14 protein-coding genes are annotated in these 17,255 nt (G+C 70.7%); 7 read left to right on the plus strand and 7 right to left on the minus strand.

The annotated features are described in order from the left end of the window. Positions 1-100 precede the first annotated feature (100 nt). Positions 101-1,339: an MFS transporter gene (locus tag JD292_RS11015; protein ID WP_200132800.1), complete on the plus strand. Its 1,239-nt coding sequence runs from the start codon at positions 101-103 to the stop codon at positions 1,337-1,339. Here the strand turns inward: JD292_RS11015 and JD292_RS11020 are convergent. Further along, positions 1,296-1,946, minus strand: coding sequence for a trimeric intracellular cation channel family protein (locus JD292_RS11020; RefSeq protein WP_233614164.1), 651 nt, complete (start codon positions 1,944-1,946; stop codon positions 1,296-1,298). The genes JD292_RS11015 and JD292_RS11020 overlap by 44 nt on opposite strands. A gap of 144 nt (positions 1,947-2,090) precedes the next feature. Here JD292_RS11020 and JD292_RS11025 point away from each other — a divergent pair, with 144 nt between their 5' ends. Both JD292_RS11025 and sufU read left to right on the plus strand, forming a co-directional pair. Beyond that, positions 2,091-3,395 (plus strand): aminotransferase class V-fold PLP-dependent enzyme, encoded by a 1,305-nt coding sequence (locus JD292_RS11025; RefSeq protein WP_200132802.1) that lies wholly within the window; start codon positions 2,091-2,093, stop codon positions 3,393-3,395. Then, positions 3,392-3,862: a Fe-S cluster assembly sulfur transfer protein SufU gene (gene sufU, locus JD292_RS11030; protein ID WP_200132803.1), complete on the plus strand. Its 471-nt coding sequence runs from the start codon at positions 3,392-3,394 to the stop codon at positions 3,860-3,862. The genes JD292_RS11025 and sufU overlap by 4 nt, the downstream gene beginning before the upstream one ends. Before the next feature lie 103 nt (positions 3,863-3,965). On the opposite strand, the gene JD292_RS11035 is transcribed toward sufU, so the two are convergent. Then, positions 3,966-4,955 (minus strand): LysR family transcriptional regulator, encoded by a 990-nt coding sequence (locus JD292_RS11035; RefSeq protein ID WP_200132804.1) that lies wholly within the window; start codon positions 4,953-4,955, stop codon positions 3,966-3,968. A 77-nt stretch (positions 4,956-5,032) separates the two neighbouring features. Between JD292_RS11035 and JD292_RS11040 the strand changes: the two genes are divergently transcribed. Beyond that, positions 5,033-6,805, plus strand: a complete 1,773-nt coding sequence (locus JD292_RS11040) for an L-aspartate oxidase (RefSeq protein ID WP_200132805.1) — start codon at positions 5,033-5,035, stop codon at positions 6,803-6,805. Positions 6,806-6,970: 165 nt separating this feature from the next. Further along, complete coding sequence (locus JD292_RS11045) at positions 6,971-8,287, plus strand: DUF4192 family protein (protein WP_200132806.1); 1,317 nt, start codon at positions 6,971-6,973, stop codon at positions 8,285-8,287. 23 nt (positions 8,288-8,310) lie between these two features. On the opposite strand, the gene JD292_RS11050 is transcribed toward JD292_RS11045, so the two are convergent. The 5 genes from JD292_RS11050 to JD292_RS11070 are packed head-to-tail and all read right to left on the minus strand — an operon-like array spanning position 8,311 to position 14,348. Then, the gene (locus JD292_RS11050) at positions 8,311-9,546 is read right to left on the minus strand and encodes a cysteine desulfurase family protein (RefSeq protein ID WP_200132807.1); all 1,236 of its coding nucleotides are present in this window, start codon (positions 9,544-9,546) and stop codon (positions 8,311-8,313) included. Further along, a complete protein-coding gene (gene nadC / locus JD292_RS11055) occupies positions 9,543-10,397 on the minus strand; it encodes a carboxylating nicotinate-nucleotide diphosphorylase (protein ID WP_200132808.1) in 855 nt (284 codons plus the stop codon). Before nadC ends, JD292_RS11050 begins: the two co-directional genes overlap by 4 nt. Continuing rightward, complete coding sequence (locus JD292_RS11060; RefSeq protein WP_200132809.1) at positions 10,391-12,064, minus strand: L-aspartate oxidase; 1,674 nt, start codon at positions 12,062-12,064, stop codon at positions 10,391-10,393. The genes nadC and JD292_RS11060 overlap by 7 nt, the downstream gene beginning before the upstream one ends. Continuing rightward, a complete protein-coding gene (nadA, locus tag JD292_RS11065; RefSeq protein ID WP_200132810.1) occupies positions 12,061-13,404 on the minus strand; it encodes a quinolinate synthase NadA in 1,344 nt (447 codons plus the stop codon). The genes JD292_RS11060 and nadA overlap by 4 nt, the downstream gene beginning before the upstream one ends. Further along, a complete protein-coding gene (locus JD292_RS11070) occupies positions 13,401-14,348 on the minus strand; it encodes an NUDIX hydrolase (protein ID WP_200132811.1) in 948 nt (315 codons plus the stop codon). The genes nadA and JD292_RS11070 overlap by 4 nt, the downstream gene beginning before the upstream one ends. Positions 14,349-14,718: 370 nt before the next feature. On the opposite strand from JD292_RS11070, the gene JD292_RS11075 reads away from it, so the two are divergent. Together JD292_RS11075 and JD292_RS11080 are read left to right on the plus strand one after the other, a co-directional pair. After that, positions 14,719-14,922 carry a cold-shock protein gene (locus JD292_RS11075; protein WP_200132812.1) on the plus strand — a complete coding sequence of 68 codons (204 nt, stop codon included), beginning with the start codon at positions 14,719-14,721 and terminating at the stop codon, positions 14,920-14,922. A gap of 292 nt (positions 14,923-15,214) precedes the next feature. After that, complete coding sequence (locus tag JD292_RS11080; RefSeq protein ID WP_200132813.1) at positions 15,215-17,245, plus strand: oxidoreductase; 2,031 nt, start codon at positions 15,215-15,217, stop codon at positions 17,243-17,245. Positions 17,246-17,255: the final 10 nt, after the last annotated feature.

Below are 17,255 nucleotides of genomic sequence, written 5' to 3' on the forward strand. Positions count from 1 at the left end.
TCTATCGTAGATCGCCCCGGATGTGCCGAACGGCCCAGCGCCCCGATCTCCTCGAACGCCTCGGCGTGTGGGGCCGCCGCGCTGGTAGACTTTCTCGGCTATGCACAAGCCCGCCGAACCCACGCTGATCCAGCGCACCGGGTTCCTCTACTTCCCCCTCGCGCTCGTCTCGCGACTGCCCTACGCGATGATGGTGATCGGCGTGCTCACCCTCGTCGTCTCAGCCAGGGGCTCGGTCGAACTCGGGGGGCTGAACTCCGCGGCCGTCGGCCTGGGCGTCGCTTGCTTCGGTCCGTTTATCGGCGCCGCCGCGGATCGCTACGGTCAGCGTCCCGTGCTGCTCATCGTCGGTGCTGCGAACAGTGTCATGCTCGGATTTCTCGCGTGGGTCGCGTTCAGCGATCTCCCGATCGCCTGGGTATTCCTGGCGTCCTTCCTGTCCGGAGCGACGGCCCCGCAGACCTCTCCGATGTCCCGTTCGCGACTCGTGACGATCGTCAAGACCGAGTTGCCACCGGTGAAGCGGCCGCGAACGCTGTCGAACATCCTCGCCTACGAATCGGCGGCCGACGAGGTGATTTTCGTCTTCGGGCCGGTGTTCGTCGGCCTGCTCGCGACGACGATGGGGGCGTGGGCCCCGATCGTCGGCGCCGCGGTCCTCACGCTCATCTTCGTCACGGCCTTCGCGCTGCACCGGACCGGATCGCCGGAGCGTACCGCGGGGGCGAGCATCGGCGAGGTCGCGCCGTCATCCGAGCTCTTTCGTCCCGGCCTGATCGTCACGGTGATCGGGATCTTCGCCGTCGGCGTCTTCTTCGGATCGGCGCTGACCTCGCTCACCTCGTTCATGCGGGATCGCGGCGATGCCGAGAGCGCCGGCCTGTTCTACGGGGTCATGGGCGTCGGGTCGGCGATCTGCGCGATCGGGGTCGCAGCGCTTCCCGAGCGTTTCTCGCTGCGCACCCGCTGGCCGATCTTCGCCGCGATCATCGTCGTCGGCGGCGTGCTTCTCCAGTTCGCGCACGATATTCCGAGCATGATGCTCGCGCTCGCAGTGCAGGGCATCGGAATCGGCCCGCTGCTCGTCACCCTCTATAGCTTCGGGGCGCTCCGGAGCCCGTCAGGCCGCTCTGCGACCGTCATGACGCTGCTCGGGACCTCGCTCATGGTGGGCCAGTCCGCCGCCGCGGCGATCACGGGAGTGCTCGCCGACGGTCGGGGAACGGCTGCCGCGCTCGTGATGCCGCTCGCGGCCGCGAGCCTCGCGCTCACCGTAGGAGTGGTGAATTTCCTGATCACCCCTCGCGATCGGCGCTTGGATCCTCCCCAGGACCGCTGAAACGCGGCTTCGGCAGATGCCAGCCCCTGGCAACCGAGGTGAGGCGCAGCACGATCGCGGCGGCGCCGCCGACGAGCGATCCGAGCCACGCGCTGCCGTCGAGCGCGGCGATGCCGACCGCGATCCCCGCGCCCAGCAGCGCGGACACCGCGTAGAGCTCACGGGTGAGGACGCCGGGCACGGTGTTCACGAGGACGTCGCGGATCACCCCGCCTCCGATTGCGGTGATCGTCCCGACCAGGATCGCGGTGAGGGGCGATTCCCCCGACAGAAACGCGACGACCGCCCCATTCGCGGAGAACAGGCCGAGCCCGAACGCGTCGAACACGACCTCGAAGTAGCGGATCCGGGTGATCCCCGGATGGATGAAGAAGACCGCGAACGCCCCGCCGACTGCGACCGCGAGATTCGGCCAGTGGGTGAAGGAGACCGGCGGATGCACCCCGAGCAGCATGTCTCGGATGATGCCGCCACCGACGCCCGTGAACGATCCGACCACGATCACGCCGAGCAGGTCCAGCCTCCGACGCACCCCGACGAGCGCGCCTGAGATCGCGAACGCAAGGATTCCCGCCAGTTGCAGGACCTCGTAGAGGGCATCGCTCATCACGGCCTGAATTGTAGCGGGGTCCTGGCCTCCTCCGCGCGGCGGGGGCGAAGCGGTCATCCGGATCCGGGCGGACCTCGGAATATCACTCCCCCCGCCGTCGTTGCACCGGGTGGCTGTCCCGCGTCGCGGGCTGATGGAAGAATGGAGATCATGTCCGCTCTCGCACTCACCCCCGCGGAGGTCGCCGATCTGCGCGCGGCTTTCCCGTATTTCACGCGCCAGGCCGAACTGCCGGCTCCCGCCGCCTACCTGGATAGCGCGGCGACGTCGCAGCGGCCGGCCGCGGTGCTCGACGCCGAGCGCGAGTTCCTGGAGACGGCGAACGCCGCCGTGCATCGCGGCACGAGCGGCGCAGTGGGAGCGGCGACCGAGGCGTTCGAGGGCGCGCGGGCGCGCGTTGCGGCGTTCGTGGGCGCGAAGCCCGAGGAGATCGTGTGGGCCGAGAACGCCACCGACGCGCTGAATCTCATCGCGCTCGGGATCGGCGAGGCCAACGCTGGGCTCGGCGTCGACGGCAGCGAACGCTTCGCCCTCGGCGCGGGTGACGAGATCCTGGTCACGGAGGCCGAGCACCACGCCAATCTGATCCCCTGGCAGCGCCTCGCGGCAAAGACGGGCGCGACGCTCACGTTCATTCCGGTGGGCGAGGACGGCACATGGTCGCTCGACGCCGCACGCGAGGCGATCACCCCGCGCACGCGCATATTCGCCTTCGCGCATATTTCGAACGTCACGGGCTTCATCGCCCCCGTCGCCGAGCTCGTCGAGCTCGCCAGAGGCGTCGGCGCGATCACCGTGCTCGATGCCTGCCAATCGGCGCCGCATATCCCCCTCGACCTCGGCGCGCTCGGCGTCGACTTCGCCGCGTTCTCCGGCCACAAGATGCTCGGCCCCAACGGCATCGGCGTGCTCTACGGCCGCTCGGAGATGCTCGCAGCTCTCCCGCCCGCCCGCACCGGCGGAAGCGCGATCACGCGCGTCACGATGGAGCGCGCAGAGTTCATGCCGCCGCCCATGCGCTTCGAACCGGGCACGCAGCCCGTCTCCCAGGTGGTCGGCCTCGGCGCCGCCGTCGATTTCCTCCAGGGAGTGGGGATGGACCGCGCAGCCGCGCGCGAGCACGAGCTCGTCGAACGCCTCGTCGCGGGCATCGAGGAGACGCCTGGGGTTCGCCTCATCGGGCCCCAAGATCTGTCGCAGCGCGCCGCGCTCGCAGCGGTCTCGATCGAGGGCCTGCACGCGCACGACGTCGGGCAGTTCCTCGACGAGCAGGGGGTCCTCGTGCGCGTCGGACACCACTGCGCGCAGCCCCTGCACCGAGCGCTCGGAATGGCATCGTCCACCCGCGCGAGCGTGCACCTGACCACCACCGAGGACGAGATCGATCGCTTCCTCGACGCGCTCCGCGGCGCACAGCGGTACTTCGGAGTGGAGGTGTCGGCGTGAGCGCGCTCGACGGACTGTATCAAGAGCTCATTCTCGACCACTCGAAGCGTCCGGTCGGGAAGGGCGAGCTCGCGGCGGCAGCGGACGCGGTGACCGCGTCCCATCACGAGTTCAACCCGAGCTGCGGCGACGAGATCGACCTGTCGATCGCCGTCGATCCCGAGTCCGGCATCGTCGAGGGCCTCGCCTGGGAGGGGCAGGGCTGTTCGATCTCGATGGCCTCCGCCTCGATCCTGTCGCAGCTGCTCCGCGAGGAGCGGCTCACGGTTGACGAGGCGCAGGTCCGGATCGACGCGTTCCGCGAGATGATCCAGTCGCGCGGCGCGATCGAGCCCGACGAGGATCTACTCGGCGACGCCGTCGCCCTGCAGGGCGTCTCCCAGTTCGTGATGCGCATCAAGTGCGCGATGCTCGGCTGGGTCGCGCTCGAGGCCGACCTCAAGCAGGTCGCCGCGCAGCGCGCCTGAGCCCGCTTGACGCGGCCGCGGGAAGCGGCCAACGGCCTGGACGCTCGCGGCCGCGGGAAGCGGCCAGCGGCCAGCGGCCGGGAGGCTCGCGGCGCCGCGATGATCACCCGCCGCTGGGCATCCTCGTCACATAGCGGCCGAGCGACCCGCTCTGCGCCGCGAGCCGATCGGCAATATCCCTGATGAGCGCCTGCATCGCGGCGCTTGCCGGGCTGGGCGCCATGTCGGCCCGCCTCGCCACGGAGATCGTGCGGGCGAGCGCCTCGCTCGCGAGCGGGGCCGCCCGGAGATCCGGGCGATCCGCGGCGACCATCGCTGGCACGACGGCGACGCCGACGCCGCGCTCCGCGAATCGCAGGGCGGCGTCCATCTCGGCGCCCTCCACCGCGATCAGCGGCTGCACACCCTCCGTCCGGAACGCGGAGTCGAGCGCGGAACGGAGATCGTAGCTTTCGGGGAACTGCACGATCGGCACGCCGGAGAGCTGCTCGAGCGTGACGGGGCCGCGGTGGCGGCTGCCGGGACCCCGGCCAGCCGATCCGGGTCCCGCGAACGGATCCGGGCGGTCAGCGGCCGACACCGCGACCAGCCGCTCCGAGAGCACCGACTCGAGTTCGAGCACCGCTCGAGCTGCGCCAGAGGACACGCTCGTCACGATCAGGGCGAGGTCGAGACTCCCCTCGACGAGGGCAGTGATCAGGCTCCGCGAACCGCGCTCGAGAATCTCGATCTCGATCTCGGGGTACCGCTCGCGGAACTCGGCGAGCACCTCGACCACGAGGCTCGTGCACAGTGTCGGGGTGGCTCCCAGCCTGATCCGGCCACGCTTCAGCCCGGCCAGGCTCGCCATCTCGTCGCGGGCGGCGTCGGCGTCGGCGAGCATCCTGCGCGCGTAGGGCAGCAGGCGCTCCCCCGCGGTGGTGAGGCGGACGCCGCCGCGGACGCGGTGAAAGAGTTCGAGCCCGAACTCCGATTCGAGGCTGGAGATCTGGCGACTGAGTGAGGGCTGCGCGAGGTGCAGGCGCTCCGCGGCTCGGGTGAAATGCCCGATCTCGGCGATCTCCGCGAAACCGCGCAGCTGTTCCAGATTCATATCGATAGCCTATCCGCATCATAATGATGAAATCTATTCATTGGAGTAATGGTGAGCGCGTGCCTAGCGTGGTCCGCATGAGCACACACACCGCTGAAAACGTCCCAGGGGCACCCGCCAACGAGCGCCTCGTCTCCACCTCCGTGCTGGTCATCGGCACGGGCGGCGCCGGCCTCAGGGCCTCCATCGAACTCGCCGAGCGCGGCATCCAGGTCCTCGCCGTGGGCAAGCGCCGGGCCCACGATGCCCACACGACCCTCGCGGCCGGCGGCATCAACGCAGCGCTCGGCACGATGGACCCCGAGGACTCCTGGCAGCAGCACGCGGCCGACACACTTCGCGAGTCGTATTTCCTCGCCGATCCCGCGATCGTCGAGGTCGTGGCACGCGGGGCCGCGCAGGGCATCGGCGACCTCGAGCGCTGGGGCATGCCCTTCGCCAGGGAGGCCGACGGCCGGATCAGCCAGCGCTTCTTCGGGGCTCACAAGTACCGCCGCACCGCCTACGCAGGCGACTACACGGGCCTCGAGATCCAGCGCACGCTGATGCGCCGCGCCGCCGAGCTCAAGGTCCCGATCATCGACACGATCTACATCACGAGGCTCCTCGAGAGCGACGGCAGGATCTTCGGCGCATACGGCTTCGACGTGGTCGACGGTTCCCCCGTCGTCATCCACGCCGACGCCGTGATCCTCGCGGCAGGCGGGCACAACCGGATCTGGCGTCAGACCTCCTCCCGTCGCGACGAGAACACGGGCGACTCGTTCCGGCTCGCAGCGCTCGCCGGCGGCAAGATCCGCGACGCCGAACTCGTGCAGTTCCACCCGTCGGGGCTCCTCGAGCCCAGCGACGCGGCCGGAACGCTCGTGTCCGAGGCGGCCCGCGGCGAGGGCGGCGTGCTGCGCAACGCCCTCGGCGAGCGTTTCATGGAGAAGTACGATCCCGAGCGGATGGAGCTGTCCACCCGCGACCGCGTCGCGCTCGCGAACTACACCGAGATCGCCGAGGGTCGCGGCACCGAGAAGGGCGGCGTGTACCTCGACGTGTCCCATCTCCCGCGCGAGACGATCATGTCGAAGCTGCCCCGCGTCTACCGAACCCTCATCGACCTGCAGATGCTCGACATCACCGAGCAGCCGATCGAGGTCGCCCCGACCGCGCACTACTCGATGGGCGGCGTGTGGGTGCGCCCCGAGGATCACGGCACCGGAGTCGAGGGTCTCTACGCGATCGGCGAGGCCTCGAGCGGCCTGCACGGCGCGAACCGCCTGGGCGGCAACTCGCTCATCGAGCTCCTGGTCTACGGCCGGATCACGGGATCCGACGCGGCCTCCTATGTGTCGGGCCTCACCACCGTGCATCGCGACCCCGCAGCCGTCGCCGAGGCGCGCGCGGAGATGCGCGGGCTCCTCGACGGCAACGGCACCGAGAGCCCGCGGCGCCTGCAGCGCGCGCTCCGCGACCTGATGACGGAGCACGCCGGCGTTGTGCGCAGCGAAGCCGGCCTCACCGAGGGCCTCGAGAAGCTCGATGCGCTCGAAGAGCGAGCCGCGGGGATGACCGCGCACCCGGACATCGCCGGGTTTGACGATCTGTCGCACGCGTTCGACCTGTTCGGTTCGCTGCTCGCGGCACGGGCCACGCTCGAGTGCGCGCGAGAGCGTCGCGAGACGCGCGGCTGCCACAACCGCTCCGACTACCCGGAGCAGAGCGACGAGCTGCGCGGAAACATGATCTGGACGCCGAAGGACGGCGTGTCCTTCGAGCGGGTCGCCGAGGCTCCGGATTCCTTCCGCTCGCTCGCCGAGGCGAGCATCAGCGACGACGTGGACGGCAAGCTCGTGGAGTAGCCGCTGCGACGCACCGCGCGGGCGCGGGCCGATCGCCTCAGGGCGGCGGTCCGCGCCCGCGGCCGTTGTCGTCCACAGGCGGCCAACTTGCGCGATTGCCGCGGCGGCAGCGCCAATGCTGTGGAGAACCGCGATGCCGGGCCCCGGCTGACCGAGCATGGGCGCATGACCCTTCCTGAGCACCCCTCCATCCAGCCGCCGCCAGCCATCGCTCTGCGCGGGGCCACGACCCCTCCCGAAGCGCGAACCGGCCCGCGCGTTCTCACGTGCCGCACCACAGCCGATCTCATCGCCGCGCTTCCGCGGCTCACCGGCTTCACCGCGAATGACAGCCTGTTCCTCTTGCTGTTCCAGGGGGTTCGCGCCCGCTGCGCGATGCGCGTCGATCTCCCCGGGAAGCACTCCCCGCGAGAGTGGGAACCGCTCATCGACCTCATCGGAGAGGTCGCGCTGCGCGCGCGTTTCGCGGCGCCGGGCGAGCGGGCAATCCCCGCCATCGTCATCACCACGAGCCGCACGTTCCGCGATTCCGGGCACGCGCCCTGGCGGGAACTCGCCACCGTGATCGTCCGTCGGCTGCGCAGGGATGGGGTGCCGGCCCGAGAGGCCTGCTGCCGCGCGGCCGACGGCTGGGCGAGCTACCTCGACGAGTCCGCCCCGGCCACCGGCCGTCCACTGAGCGAGATCCAGGCGAGCCCCGTCTCGAGCGTGGCCGAGGGGCTGGCGGAACCGCCGAGTCTCGCCGAGCTCAGCACCGTTCCCGAGGCCGCAGCGTCCGAGCGGGCGGCCGTTCGCCTCGCCCTCGCGGCCGCTCCCGCCTCGGAGCACGCGAAGAATCCGACTCGCGGCCGTCTCCCCGAGCGTCTCACGGATCGCGGGCTGCCTCCCCGCTCGCGCGTCCGAGACGACGAGCCCGTGCGCGCGCTGCGGTGGATCGTGGAGACGGCCGCTCTTGCTCGCGGCTTGTCCGCGAAAGACGGCGAGCCCGGGCCGTCCCCGCGCGCGGTGGCCAGGCTCGGACTCCGCGCGAACGACACGGACGGCTGGTTCGTGATCGCGCTCGCCCTCCTGACGCGGCCGCGTTTCCCCGCGGAACTCGCCGTGGAGCAGGGCCCGCGCGCGGTGCTCGGGCTCCCCCTCGAGCCGCGCGCGGGGACGAGCGACATTGGGCTGCCGTTCGCCTCACTCAGCGGCTTTCTCGAGATGACGGCAGGTGCGCTTCCTGACCACAGGGTGATCGCGGCCGCGCGGGCCCGCGTCCTGGAGGCGTGCGGAGCGCTGCCTGCCGAGCTTCGCCCCGGGCCGCTCGCGCTTGCCGCCTGGCTCTGGTGGCTCGGCGGGGTGCAGTCAGTCGCCGGCGCGCTCCTCGATCGCGCGCGGGACATCCGTCCGGACCACCCCGTCGTGGCCACCGTGGCACGGGTCGCCGCTGAACCGGTCATCCCGTTTGCGCTCCGCGACGTGGATCGGCGTTCAGCGTGATGGCCCGCCAGCTCTCGGCTCCCCTAGCGCGCGCCGAGGACTTCCCGCCGAAGGACCTCTGCGATCCGGTCGATCGCTGCTTCCGCGAGCGGACGGTCGAACGTGAAGCGGATCGCGGTGCGCGCGAGATCAGGGTCGTAGCCCAGCGCGAGCAGCACCGGGGAGGGTTCGTCCTGCCCGGCCGCGCAGGCGGAACCCGAGGAGACCGCGAATCCGGCCGCGTCAAGGGCCACGAGCAAGGATTCCCCGCTCACCCCCTCCACGACGAAGGAGGCGTGGCCGGGCAGCCGTTCCATCGGATCGCCCGTCAACCGAGCACCGGGAACCCGGTCGATCACCCGTGCGATCAGGGAGTCTCGCGCCGAGAGAAGGCCCAGCGCTCGCGTCCCGGCGTCGAGAGCGGCGGCCTGCACCGCAGCGGCGAAGCCCGCCAGGCCGAGCAGGTTCTCGGTGCCCGACCTCGCGCCGCCCTCCTGTCCTCCGCCGTGAATCAGCGGCTCGATCGGGATTCCTGTCCGGAGCAGCAGCGCACCGGCTCCCTGCGGTCCCCCGAACTTGTGCGACGCGACCGACATCGCGTCGACGGCGAAACCGGGCCACCCGTCCGAGGCGGGCCGATTCGCATCCTCACCGTGCCCTCGCGTTGCTGCCGGCCCGTTTTCCTGCGGGCTCACGCGCGCGGAGCCGAACGAAACCGGGAGTGCCGCCGCGGCCTGCACGGCGTCGGTGTGGAGCAGCGCACCGGCCTCCCGCACCACAGCGGAGATCTCGCCGATCGGCTGGACGGTCCCCACCTCGGCGTTCGCGAGCCCGACCGTCACGAGCGCGGTGTCGGGACGCAGCGCCTCCCGGACGGCTTCGGGGTTGAGGCGCCCAAGGGAATCCACGGGCAGCGCGGTGAGCTCGAATCCGAGCCTGCGCACCAGAAACTCGCACGCCTCGCGCACCGACGGATGCTCGATCTCGGTCGTAATCAGGTGCTTTCCGCGGGAAGATGCCAGGGCGAGCCCGATCACGGCAAGGTTGTTCGCCTCGGAGCCTCCCGACGTGAACACGACCTCGGAGGGACGCGCCCCGAGCGCACGAGCCACGGTGGCGCGCGCCTCATCGAGTGCGGTTCCCGCGCGATGCCCGGCCGAGTGCACGCTCGACGGGTTCGCCTGCCCCGCCCGCAGTGCCTCCAGGATCGCCGCCTCGGCCTCCGGCCGGAGCTCGGCCGTTGCCGCGGCGTCCAGATACCCCGGATGCTGCACGCTCACGCGGTCACCGCGTCGAGCCCGAGGTCGAGCGCGCGCGCTCCGTGGGTGAGCTGCCCCACCGAGATCACATCGACGCCGGATTCCGCGGTCGCGGAGACCGAATCGAGATTGACCCCGCCGCTGGCCTCGACGACGCACCGGCCCGCGATCATCCGCACTCCCTCGGCGAGCTCCGCCGGGGTGAAGTTGTCGAGCAGAATCCCCGTCGGACGCGCTGCGATCACGGCCTCGAGCTGCTCGAGCCGGTCGACCTCGACCACGATCGACGCTGTGTGCCCGGCGCGGTCGCGGAGACCGCGGAGCGCGGCCGTCGTGCTCGGCCCATCGACGGCGCCGAGCGCAGCAAGATGGTTGTCCTTCACCATGACCGCGTCCGAGAGGCTGAAACGATGATTGCTGCCTCCGCCCGCCCGAACCGCGTGCTTCTCCAGCGCGCGAAGCCCTGGAGTGGTCTTCCTGGTGTCGGCGATGCGCGCACGAGTGTGCGCCACAGCAGCCACGAAACGGCTGGTGAGCGTCGCGATTCCAGACATTCGCTGCAGCAGGTTCAGCGCCACGCGCTCCCCGGTGAGAATTCCTCGGGCCGGGCCGGCGATCCGGGCGAGCGCATCGCCCGCGACGAAGGGGGTTCCCTCTGCGAGCAGGCCCTCGATCTTGATCCGCTGGTCGGTCTGGCGAAACACCTCCAGGAGCAGCGGCCCGCCGGCGAAGACACCAGGCTCCCGGGCCGAGAGCACCGTCTCCAGAGTCGCCTCGACGGGTATGGTCAGCTCGACCGTGAGGTCACCCCACGGGGCGTCCTCCGCGAGCGCAGACTCGACAACGGTTTCGATGGTGTGACGGGTCAGCATTCCGGAACGCTCCTCGATGATCGGACTGTGGTGTGAGCCGGATACGCCTCCCGTGGCGGATCCACTGGGAAACGCGGGGCGAAGCCCCGGCGCTCGGCGTGCGCGGCGCGCTCCTCCGGGAAGTCCGCGCGCGCGTGCGAACCGCGCGACTCCGTGCGGTTCGCCGCGGCCTCGCACAGCATCGCGAGCAGCGCGGCCACGGGCCCCACGGCGCCAGCGGCGATCGCTGCCGCGCGCGCGATTCCCGCGGCGTCACGTTCGATCCCGAGTCCCGAATCGAAGGCGTCGAGCAGACCTGCTTCCTCGACGTCGCTTCCTGGTGCCCCAGCAGCACCACCGCTGATCACGCCCGTGGGAAGCAACCCGGTCGTTCCCGCGCGCGCCGCGACCGCGCGGAATCCCGCGCCCCGCGGCACCCACAGTCGGCAGCCCGCGGCGGTCGCCGCGAATTCAGCGGCGACACGACCGGCGATTTCTCCGAAGACCAGGCCCTCGAGCAGGGAGTTCGAGGCCAGTCGGTTGGCCCCGTGCACGCCGGTCGAGGCGACCTCACCCGCGACGAACAGGCCGGGAACGGTCGTCCTCCCGTCGAGATCCGAGAGCACACCGCCCATCGCGTAGTGCGCGGCCGGCGACACCGGAATCGGTTCTCTCGCCCAGTCGAATCCGGCAGCGGCGGCGGCCTCGGTGATCCGCGGGAAACGTCGCGCGAGCGTTCCCGTGCCGCCGTCGGCCTCGATCCCCGTCGCGTCGAGCCACACGGGGCGGCCGCTCTGCCGCCCGATGATGCGGTGCAGGGCGCGAGACACCACATCTCGCGAGGCGAGTTCCGCGCGCCGATCCACAGCGGGCATGAACCGGCGCCCCGACTCGTCGCGCAGCACGGCCCCCGCACCGCGAACCGCCTCGGACACGAGCAGGCCGGTTCCGTGCAGCACGGTCGGGTGAAACTGCACGAACTCGAGGTCCGCGACGACGGCGCCCGCCCGAGCGGCAAGGACGACCCCCTCGCCCCGCGCACCCGCGTGGTTCGAGCTGCCGCGGAAGAGTCCCGCGTATCCGCCCGTGGCGAGCACGACCGCGTCCGCCGCAAAGCGCCGACAGCGCCCATCTGCTCCTCGCAGCACCGCACCAGTGACGGCGCCGTACTCCGTGATCAGGGAGTCTGCACTGCACTCCGAAAGCACGCTGATCGCCCCGGAGCGCACGAGGGGCCGGAGCCGCGCCACGAGGTGCCGATGCAGCGCGGCCCCGGATCGGTCCTCCCCTGCGTGCACGATCCTCGGGCGTCGGTGCGCTCCCTCGAGGCCGAGCAGTGGCTCCCCGCTCACCCCGCGATCCGCGGGAAACCCGCCCAGCAGGAGACGCTTCACCGCGCTCCGGCCACGCTCCGTCAGCTGAGTCGCCGCCTCGGCATCGACGATCCCCGCACCCGCCGCGATCGTGTCTGCCGCGTGTTCGGTCGCGGAGTCGCCCGGACCGATGGCGGCCGCGATCCCGCCCTGCGCGAGTGCGGTATTCCCGCCGCCCACCGCGACGGCCTCGGCGTCGCAACCGTCCGAAATCTCGAGCCTGCCCGGTGTGACGAGTGTCACGGCCGTGCCATCCGCCGCCGCGGCGAGCGCCGCGGACAGCCCGGCGACGCCGGCCCCGATCACGAGGATCACGGCCGCGCCGCAAGCATCCGCTCGAGGGCCACCCTGGAATCCCCTGCGACATCGTCCGCAACGACGATTCGATTCGGAATCTCCCCCGCGAGCAGGGACTCGAGCGTCCAGGCGAGGTACGCGGGATGAATCCTGTACATGGTCGAGCACGGGCACACCACGGGGTCGAGACAGAAGACCGTCAGTTCGGGGTGCTGCTCCTGCAGCCGGTTCACCAGGTTGATCTCCGTGCCGACCGCGATCACGCTCCCGGGGGCTGCCGCCTCGATCTCCTTGCGAATGTATTCGGTCGATCCCGCACCGTCGGCGGCCTCGACGACCGCGGCGGGGCACTCCGGATGCACGATCACGCGGACCCCCGGGAACTCCGCTCTGGCCCGCTCGATCTGATCCACGGTGAAGCGCTTGTGCACCGAGCAGAAGCCGTTCCAGAGAATCACCTTCGACTCGCGAAGCGCCTGCGTCGTGTTGCCTCCCAGCGGCAGGTGCGGACGCCACAGCGGCATCTCATCCTCGGTGATGCCCATCGCCTTCGCCGTGTTCCGGCCGAGGTGCTGGTCCGGGAAGAAGACCACCCGCTGCCCGCGCGCGAATGCCCACTCGAGCACGGTGCGCGCGTTCGACGAGGTGCACACGATTCCCCCGTTCCTGCCGCAAAACGCCTTGATCGCGGCGGAGGAATTCATATAGGTGACCGGGATCACGGGCTGCCGGCCCTGGGCGTCCGGTTCGACGCCGAACTCGAATACCAGTTCGCGCCAGCAGTCCTCGACCTGTTCGATCGTTGCCATGTCCGCCATCGAGCATCCCGCCGCGAGGTTCGGCAGAATGACGGCCTGATCGGGGCCCGAGAGAATGTCGGCCGTTTCCGCCATGAAGTGCACGCCGCAGAACACGAATGCCTCGGCCTCGGGGTGACTCTTCGCCGCCTGCGCGAGCATGAAGGAGTCCCCGACGAAATCCGCGTGCTGCACGATCTCATCGCGCTGGTAGAAGTGCCCGAGGATCCTGACCCGGTCGCCGAGCGCCTCCTTGGCGGCGACGATGCGTGCGTGCAGTTCCTCCTCGCTCGCCTCCGTGTATTCGGCGGGGAGCGGCCCCTGCCGCGGGGCATCACCCGGGATCGGGTCCTCGACGGAGGCGCCGGGACCGTAGCCTTCTTCGCGGTCGATCGTCCACGGGTCCTCTGCGAGCCCGGTGCCGCAGCTCGTGAGGCCTGTGGCGCGCAGGGCGATCGGCCTTCGGTGAGCGGGCGCTCCCGGCTTCTGGGCTCCGCCCGGCGGCCTGGTCGAAGTCTCGCGCGCCGCTGCGGCGCGGATCAGTTCGTTGACGCTCGTCATGCTGTGCTCCTCGTGAGTGACGGATCCGGGGTATCGAGGCGGCCCTGCGCGGGCTCCTCGCGAAATCGATACAGCCTCGCCGGACGCCCGGCGCCGCCGGACTCGACGCCTCCGGTCTCCACGAGCACGCCTCTCGCCAGGGTCTGCCTGCGGAAATTCGCGGGATCGACAGCGTGCCCGCGCACCGCCTCGTGGACGGAGCGCAGCCGGGCGAGCGTGAATTCTGCGCCGAGAAAGTGGTGCGCGATCGCCGCGTACTCGGTCCGCGAGCGCAGGCGTTCGAGCGCGGTCGCGACGATCCGATCGTGGTCGAACGCGAGTTCGGGAAGCGCGTCGGCCGAGAACCAGCAGGCCTCCGAGAGCTCGGGTTCCGGATCCTGCGCTCGCAGCGGCTCGGGATCGTCCCAGCGGCTCGACCGCCGGGCGTCGTCCTGCGCCTCCCCGCGGTCTCGCGGTCCGTTCTCCTCGCCCCGCGCAGCGCGACGCCCGGCGCCGTCCGCAGCCCGCGCTCCCCCGGCACCGGGGACATCGCCAACTCCTTGCTGCCCGCCCACCGAGGCCAGGACGTCCTCGCTGAACAGGGCCCAGTACGCGATCGTGACGAGACGCTGCGCCTCCGCCGAGCGTTCCACTCCCCCAAAGGAGTAGAGCTGCTCGAGGTAGCTCGGTTCGCGCCGCACCGCCCAGCGGGACGCGCGCAGCGCGGTATCCGTGAGCGTTTCGTCCCATCTCGTGGGCCCGCCGGGGAGTGCCCAGCGCCCCCTGAACGGCTCGCGGGTTCGCCGCACGAGGGGCAGCCACAGCGTGGATTCCCCACCCTGGGCGCCGTCCCGCTCGTGCCCCACGGCCGCGCCGACCGGGGGACGCAGCGCGAACGCGACCACCGAGACCGCGACGGCCGGCGGCAGGAACTTGCGCTCGCTCGCACTCGCTTCGGCGTACATTGCCCATTCTCCCCGGTCGATGCGGCATCAGGGCCACTCGAACAATTAAAGTCAGATTGACTATAACTTGATGATACGTCACACCGGGGCCCGTTCCAAGTCGGGGAACGCCCTCCGAGCAGTCGCCGATCGCCGCACGTCGCACTCCCAAACACCCCATTTGCGGCGGAAAGTAACAATTCTCGGGATTCCCCTCGTCGGAGAAGATCCGTTCGGATAGGCTCAGTAGTGAACCAGTCATGTCGCGTGTCCGGGGGGAAACCCGACCCGCCTGGCTCGCCGCCTCACGGCGGCTCCCAAATACTCACGACGACCTCGTCGCCGTGGACCCAAGGCCGCTCTCGCGGCCAGCTACAACGAAGGAAAACATATGGCCACCGGCACCGTGAAATGGTTCAACTCCGAAAAGGGCTTCGGCTTCATTACCCCCGATGACGGGGCGTCCGACGTGTTCGCGCACTTCACCGCGATCCAGGGCAGCGGCCGTCGCGATCTCTTCGAGAACCAGCGCGTCGAGTTCGACGTCGAGCAGGGCCCGAAGGGACTGCAGGCAAGCAACATCCGCGCGATCTAATTTCACGCGGCGCTTTCGGAGGTCGGGCATTCGCCCGGCCTCCGTTTCTGTTTTCCGGGCCCAACGATCGTTCCCGAAGCGCGGTGCCGACAACGGCGCCGCTCGGCGTTCCCCTCACCCAGGCCCACAACCGCACCCGCACCCGCACCCGCACCCGCACCCGCGGCGTCACGCGATTCGAGGCGGGCACCCGCGCGTTTGTACGTTCCCTACACGCGGTTCGACACTCGCCACGCACCCCGCTACATTCGGGGGGCCGCGGCGCCGCGGCGACGCTGAACCAGGGGGCTGCATGACGAAGACCGACTTCCCGCATCTCTTCGCACCGCTCGAGCTCGGCGGGATCACCCTCCCGAACCGAGTCATCATGGGTTCGATGCATCTCGGATTCGAGGAGGACGCCGACGGCCCCGAGCGTCTCGCCGCCTTCTACCGCGAGCGCGCAGCGGCGGGCGCAGCGCTCATCGTTACCGGCGGCGTCTCACCGAACGCGGCCGGTCGCCTCACCCCCGGATCGGCGGTGCTCGACGATGCGGCCGACCTCTCCGGGCACCGCACGGTCACCTCCGCCGTGCACGCCGCTGGCGGGCGGATCGCGCTGCAGCTGCTCCACGCGGGACGCTATGCCGCCCACCCCGGGCTCGTCGCTCCGAGCCCGCTGCAGGCCCCGATCTCTCCGCTCCCGCCGCGCGAGCTCAGCTCCGAGGAGATCGAGCAGACCGTCGAGGACTACGCGCGCGCCGCCCGGCTCGCCCGCGAGGCTGGGTACGACGGCGTCGAGATCATGGGGTCGGAGGGATACCTGATCAACCAGTTCACTGCGCCCCGCACCAATCATCGGAGCGATCGCTGGGGCGGCGACTTCGCGGGTCGCACGCGCTTCCCGCTCGAGGTGCTGCGGAGTGTGCGGGCGGCCGTCGGACCGGAGTTCCTGATCATCTACCGCCTGTCGATGCTCGATCTCGTGCCGGACGGAGCTCCGTTCGCCGAGGTGGCGGAGCTCGCGCGGCTCGTCGAGGAGGCCGGCGCCTCCGCGATCAACACGGGCATCGGCTGGCACGAGGCCCGCGTGCCGACGATTGCCGGGTCCGTGCCGCGCGCCGCGTTCGCCTGGGTCACGAAGCGACTCTCGGGGCGCGCCGGGATTCCCCTGATCACAACGAACAGGATCAACACCCCCGAGACCGCTGAGCGGCTCATCGCCGAGGGGGTCGCCGACATGGTGTCGCTCGCGCGCCCGTTCCTCGCGGATCCCGAGTTCGTGTCGAAAGCCCAAGCAGGGCGTTCGGACCGCATCAACACGTGCATCGGCTGCAATCAGGCCTGCCTCGATCACACCTTCGCCGGGAAGCCCGCGAGCTGCCTCGTCAATCCGCGCGCGGGTCGCGAAACGGAGCTCCTGATCGCGCCCGCCATCGAACGGAAACGGATCGCGGTTGTCGGCTCGGGCCCCGCCGGACTCGCCTGCGCAACGACGGCCGCCTCTCGCGGTCACAGCGTCACCCTGTACGAGGCCGCGGAACGCATCGGCGGTCAGCTCAACCTCGCGCTGCAGGTCCCGGGCAAGAGCGAGTTCCGGGAGACACTGCGCTACTTCGCGGGCAGGATCGAGGAGACGGGCGTCGAGCTCCGTCTCGGCCAGCGCGCGACGGCGGGGTCTCTCGCTGAGGACGCGTTCGACGAGGTGGTGATCGCAACGGGCGTGCTGCCGCGCACGCCCGAGATCCCGGGGATCGACCGCCCCGAGGTGCTGGGATACATCGACGCGATCAACGGCGCCCATGTCGGCGACCGGGTCGCGATCCTCGGATCGGGGGCGATCGGATTCGACGTCGCCGAGGCGTTGACGCAGCTCGGCGAGGAAGACCCCGCCGATATCGCCGGGTTCCTCGCGCACTGGGGCGTCGACCCGGCTGAGTACGACACCGCAGGGCTCGCCACCGCGCCGCCAGCCCCGGAGCCGAGTGCCCGGTCGGTTGTCATGCTGCAGCGGCGCGCGGGGAAACCCGGCGCAGGCCTCGGGAAGACCACCGGGTGGATCCATCGCGCCGAGCTCTCCCGCCGCGGCGTGCAGATGCTCGCTGGCGTGAACTACCTCGGTATCGATGACGCGGGCCTGCGGATCGAGGTCGACGGCGAGGAACGCGTGCTCGAGGTGGACTCCGTCGTGGTGTGCGCCGGCCAGGAGCCCGACCGGGGTCTCGCGGACGCGCTCGCGGCGGACGGGATCACGGCGCACATCATCGGCGGCGCCGATGTCGCTGCCGAACTCGATGCGAAGCGGGCGATCGATCAGGGCACCCGCCTCGCCGCGATGCTCTAGCGGTCACGTG

It is taken from the genome of Leucobacter edaphi (assembly GCF_016522535.1).
GTDB classification, from domain to species: Bacteria; Actinomycetota; Actinomycetes; order Actinomycetales; family Microbacteriaceae; genus Leucobacter; species Leucobacter edaphi.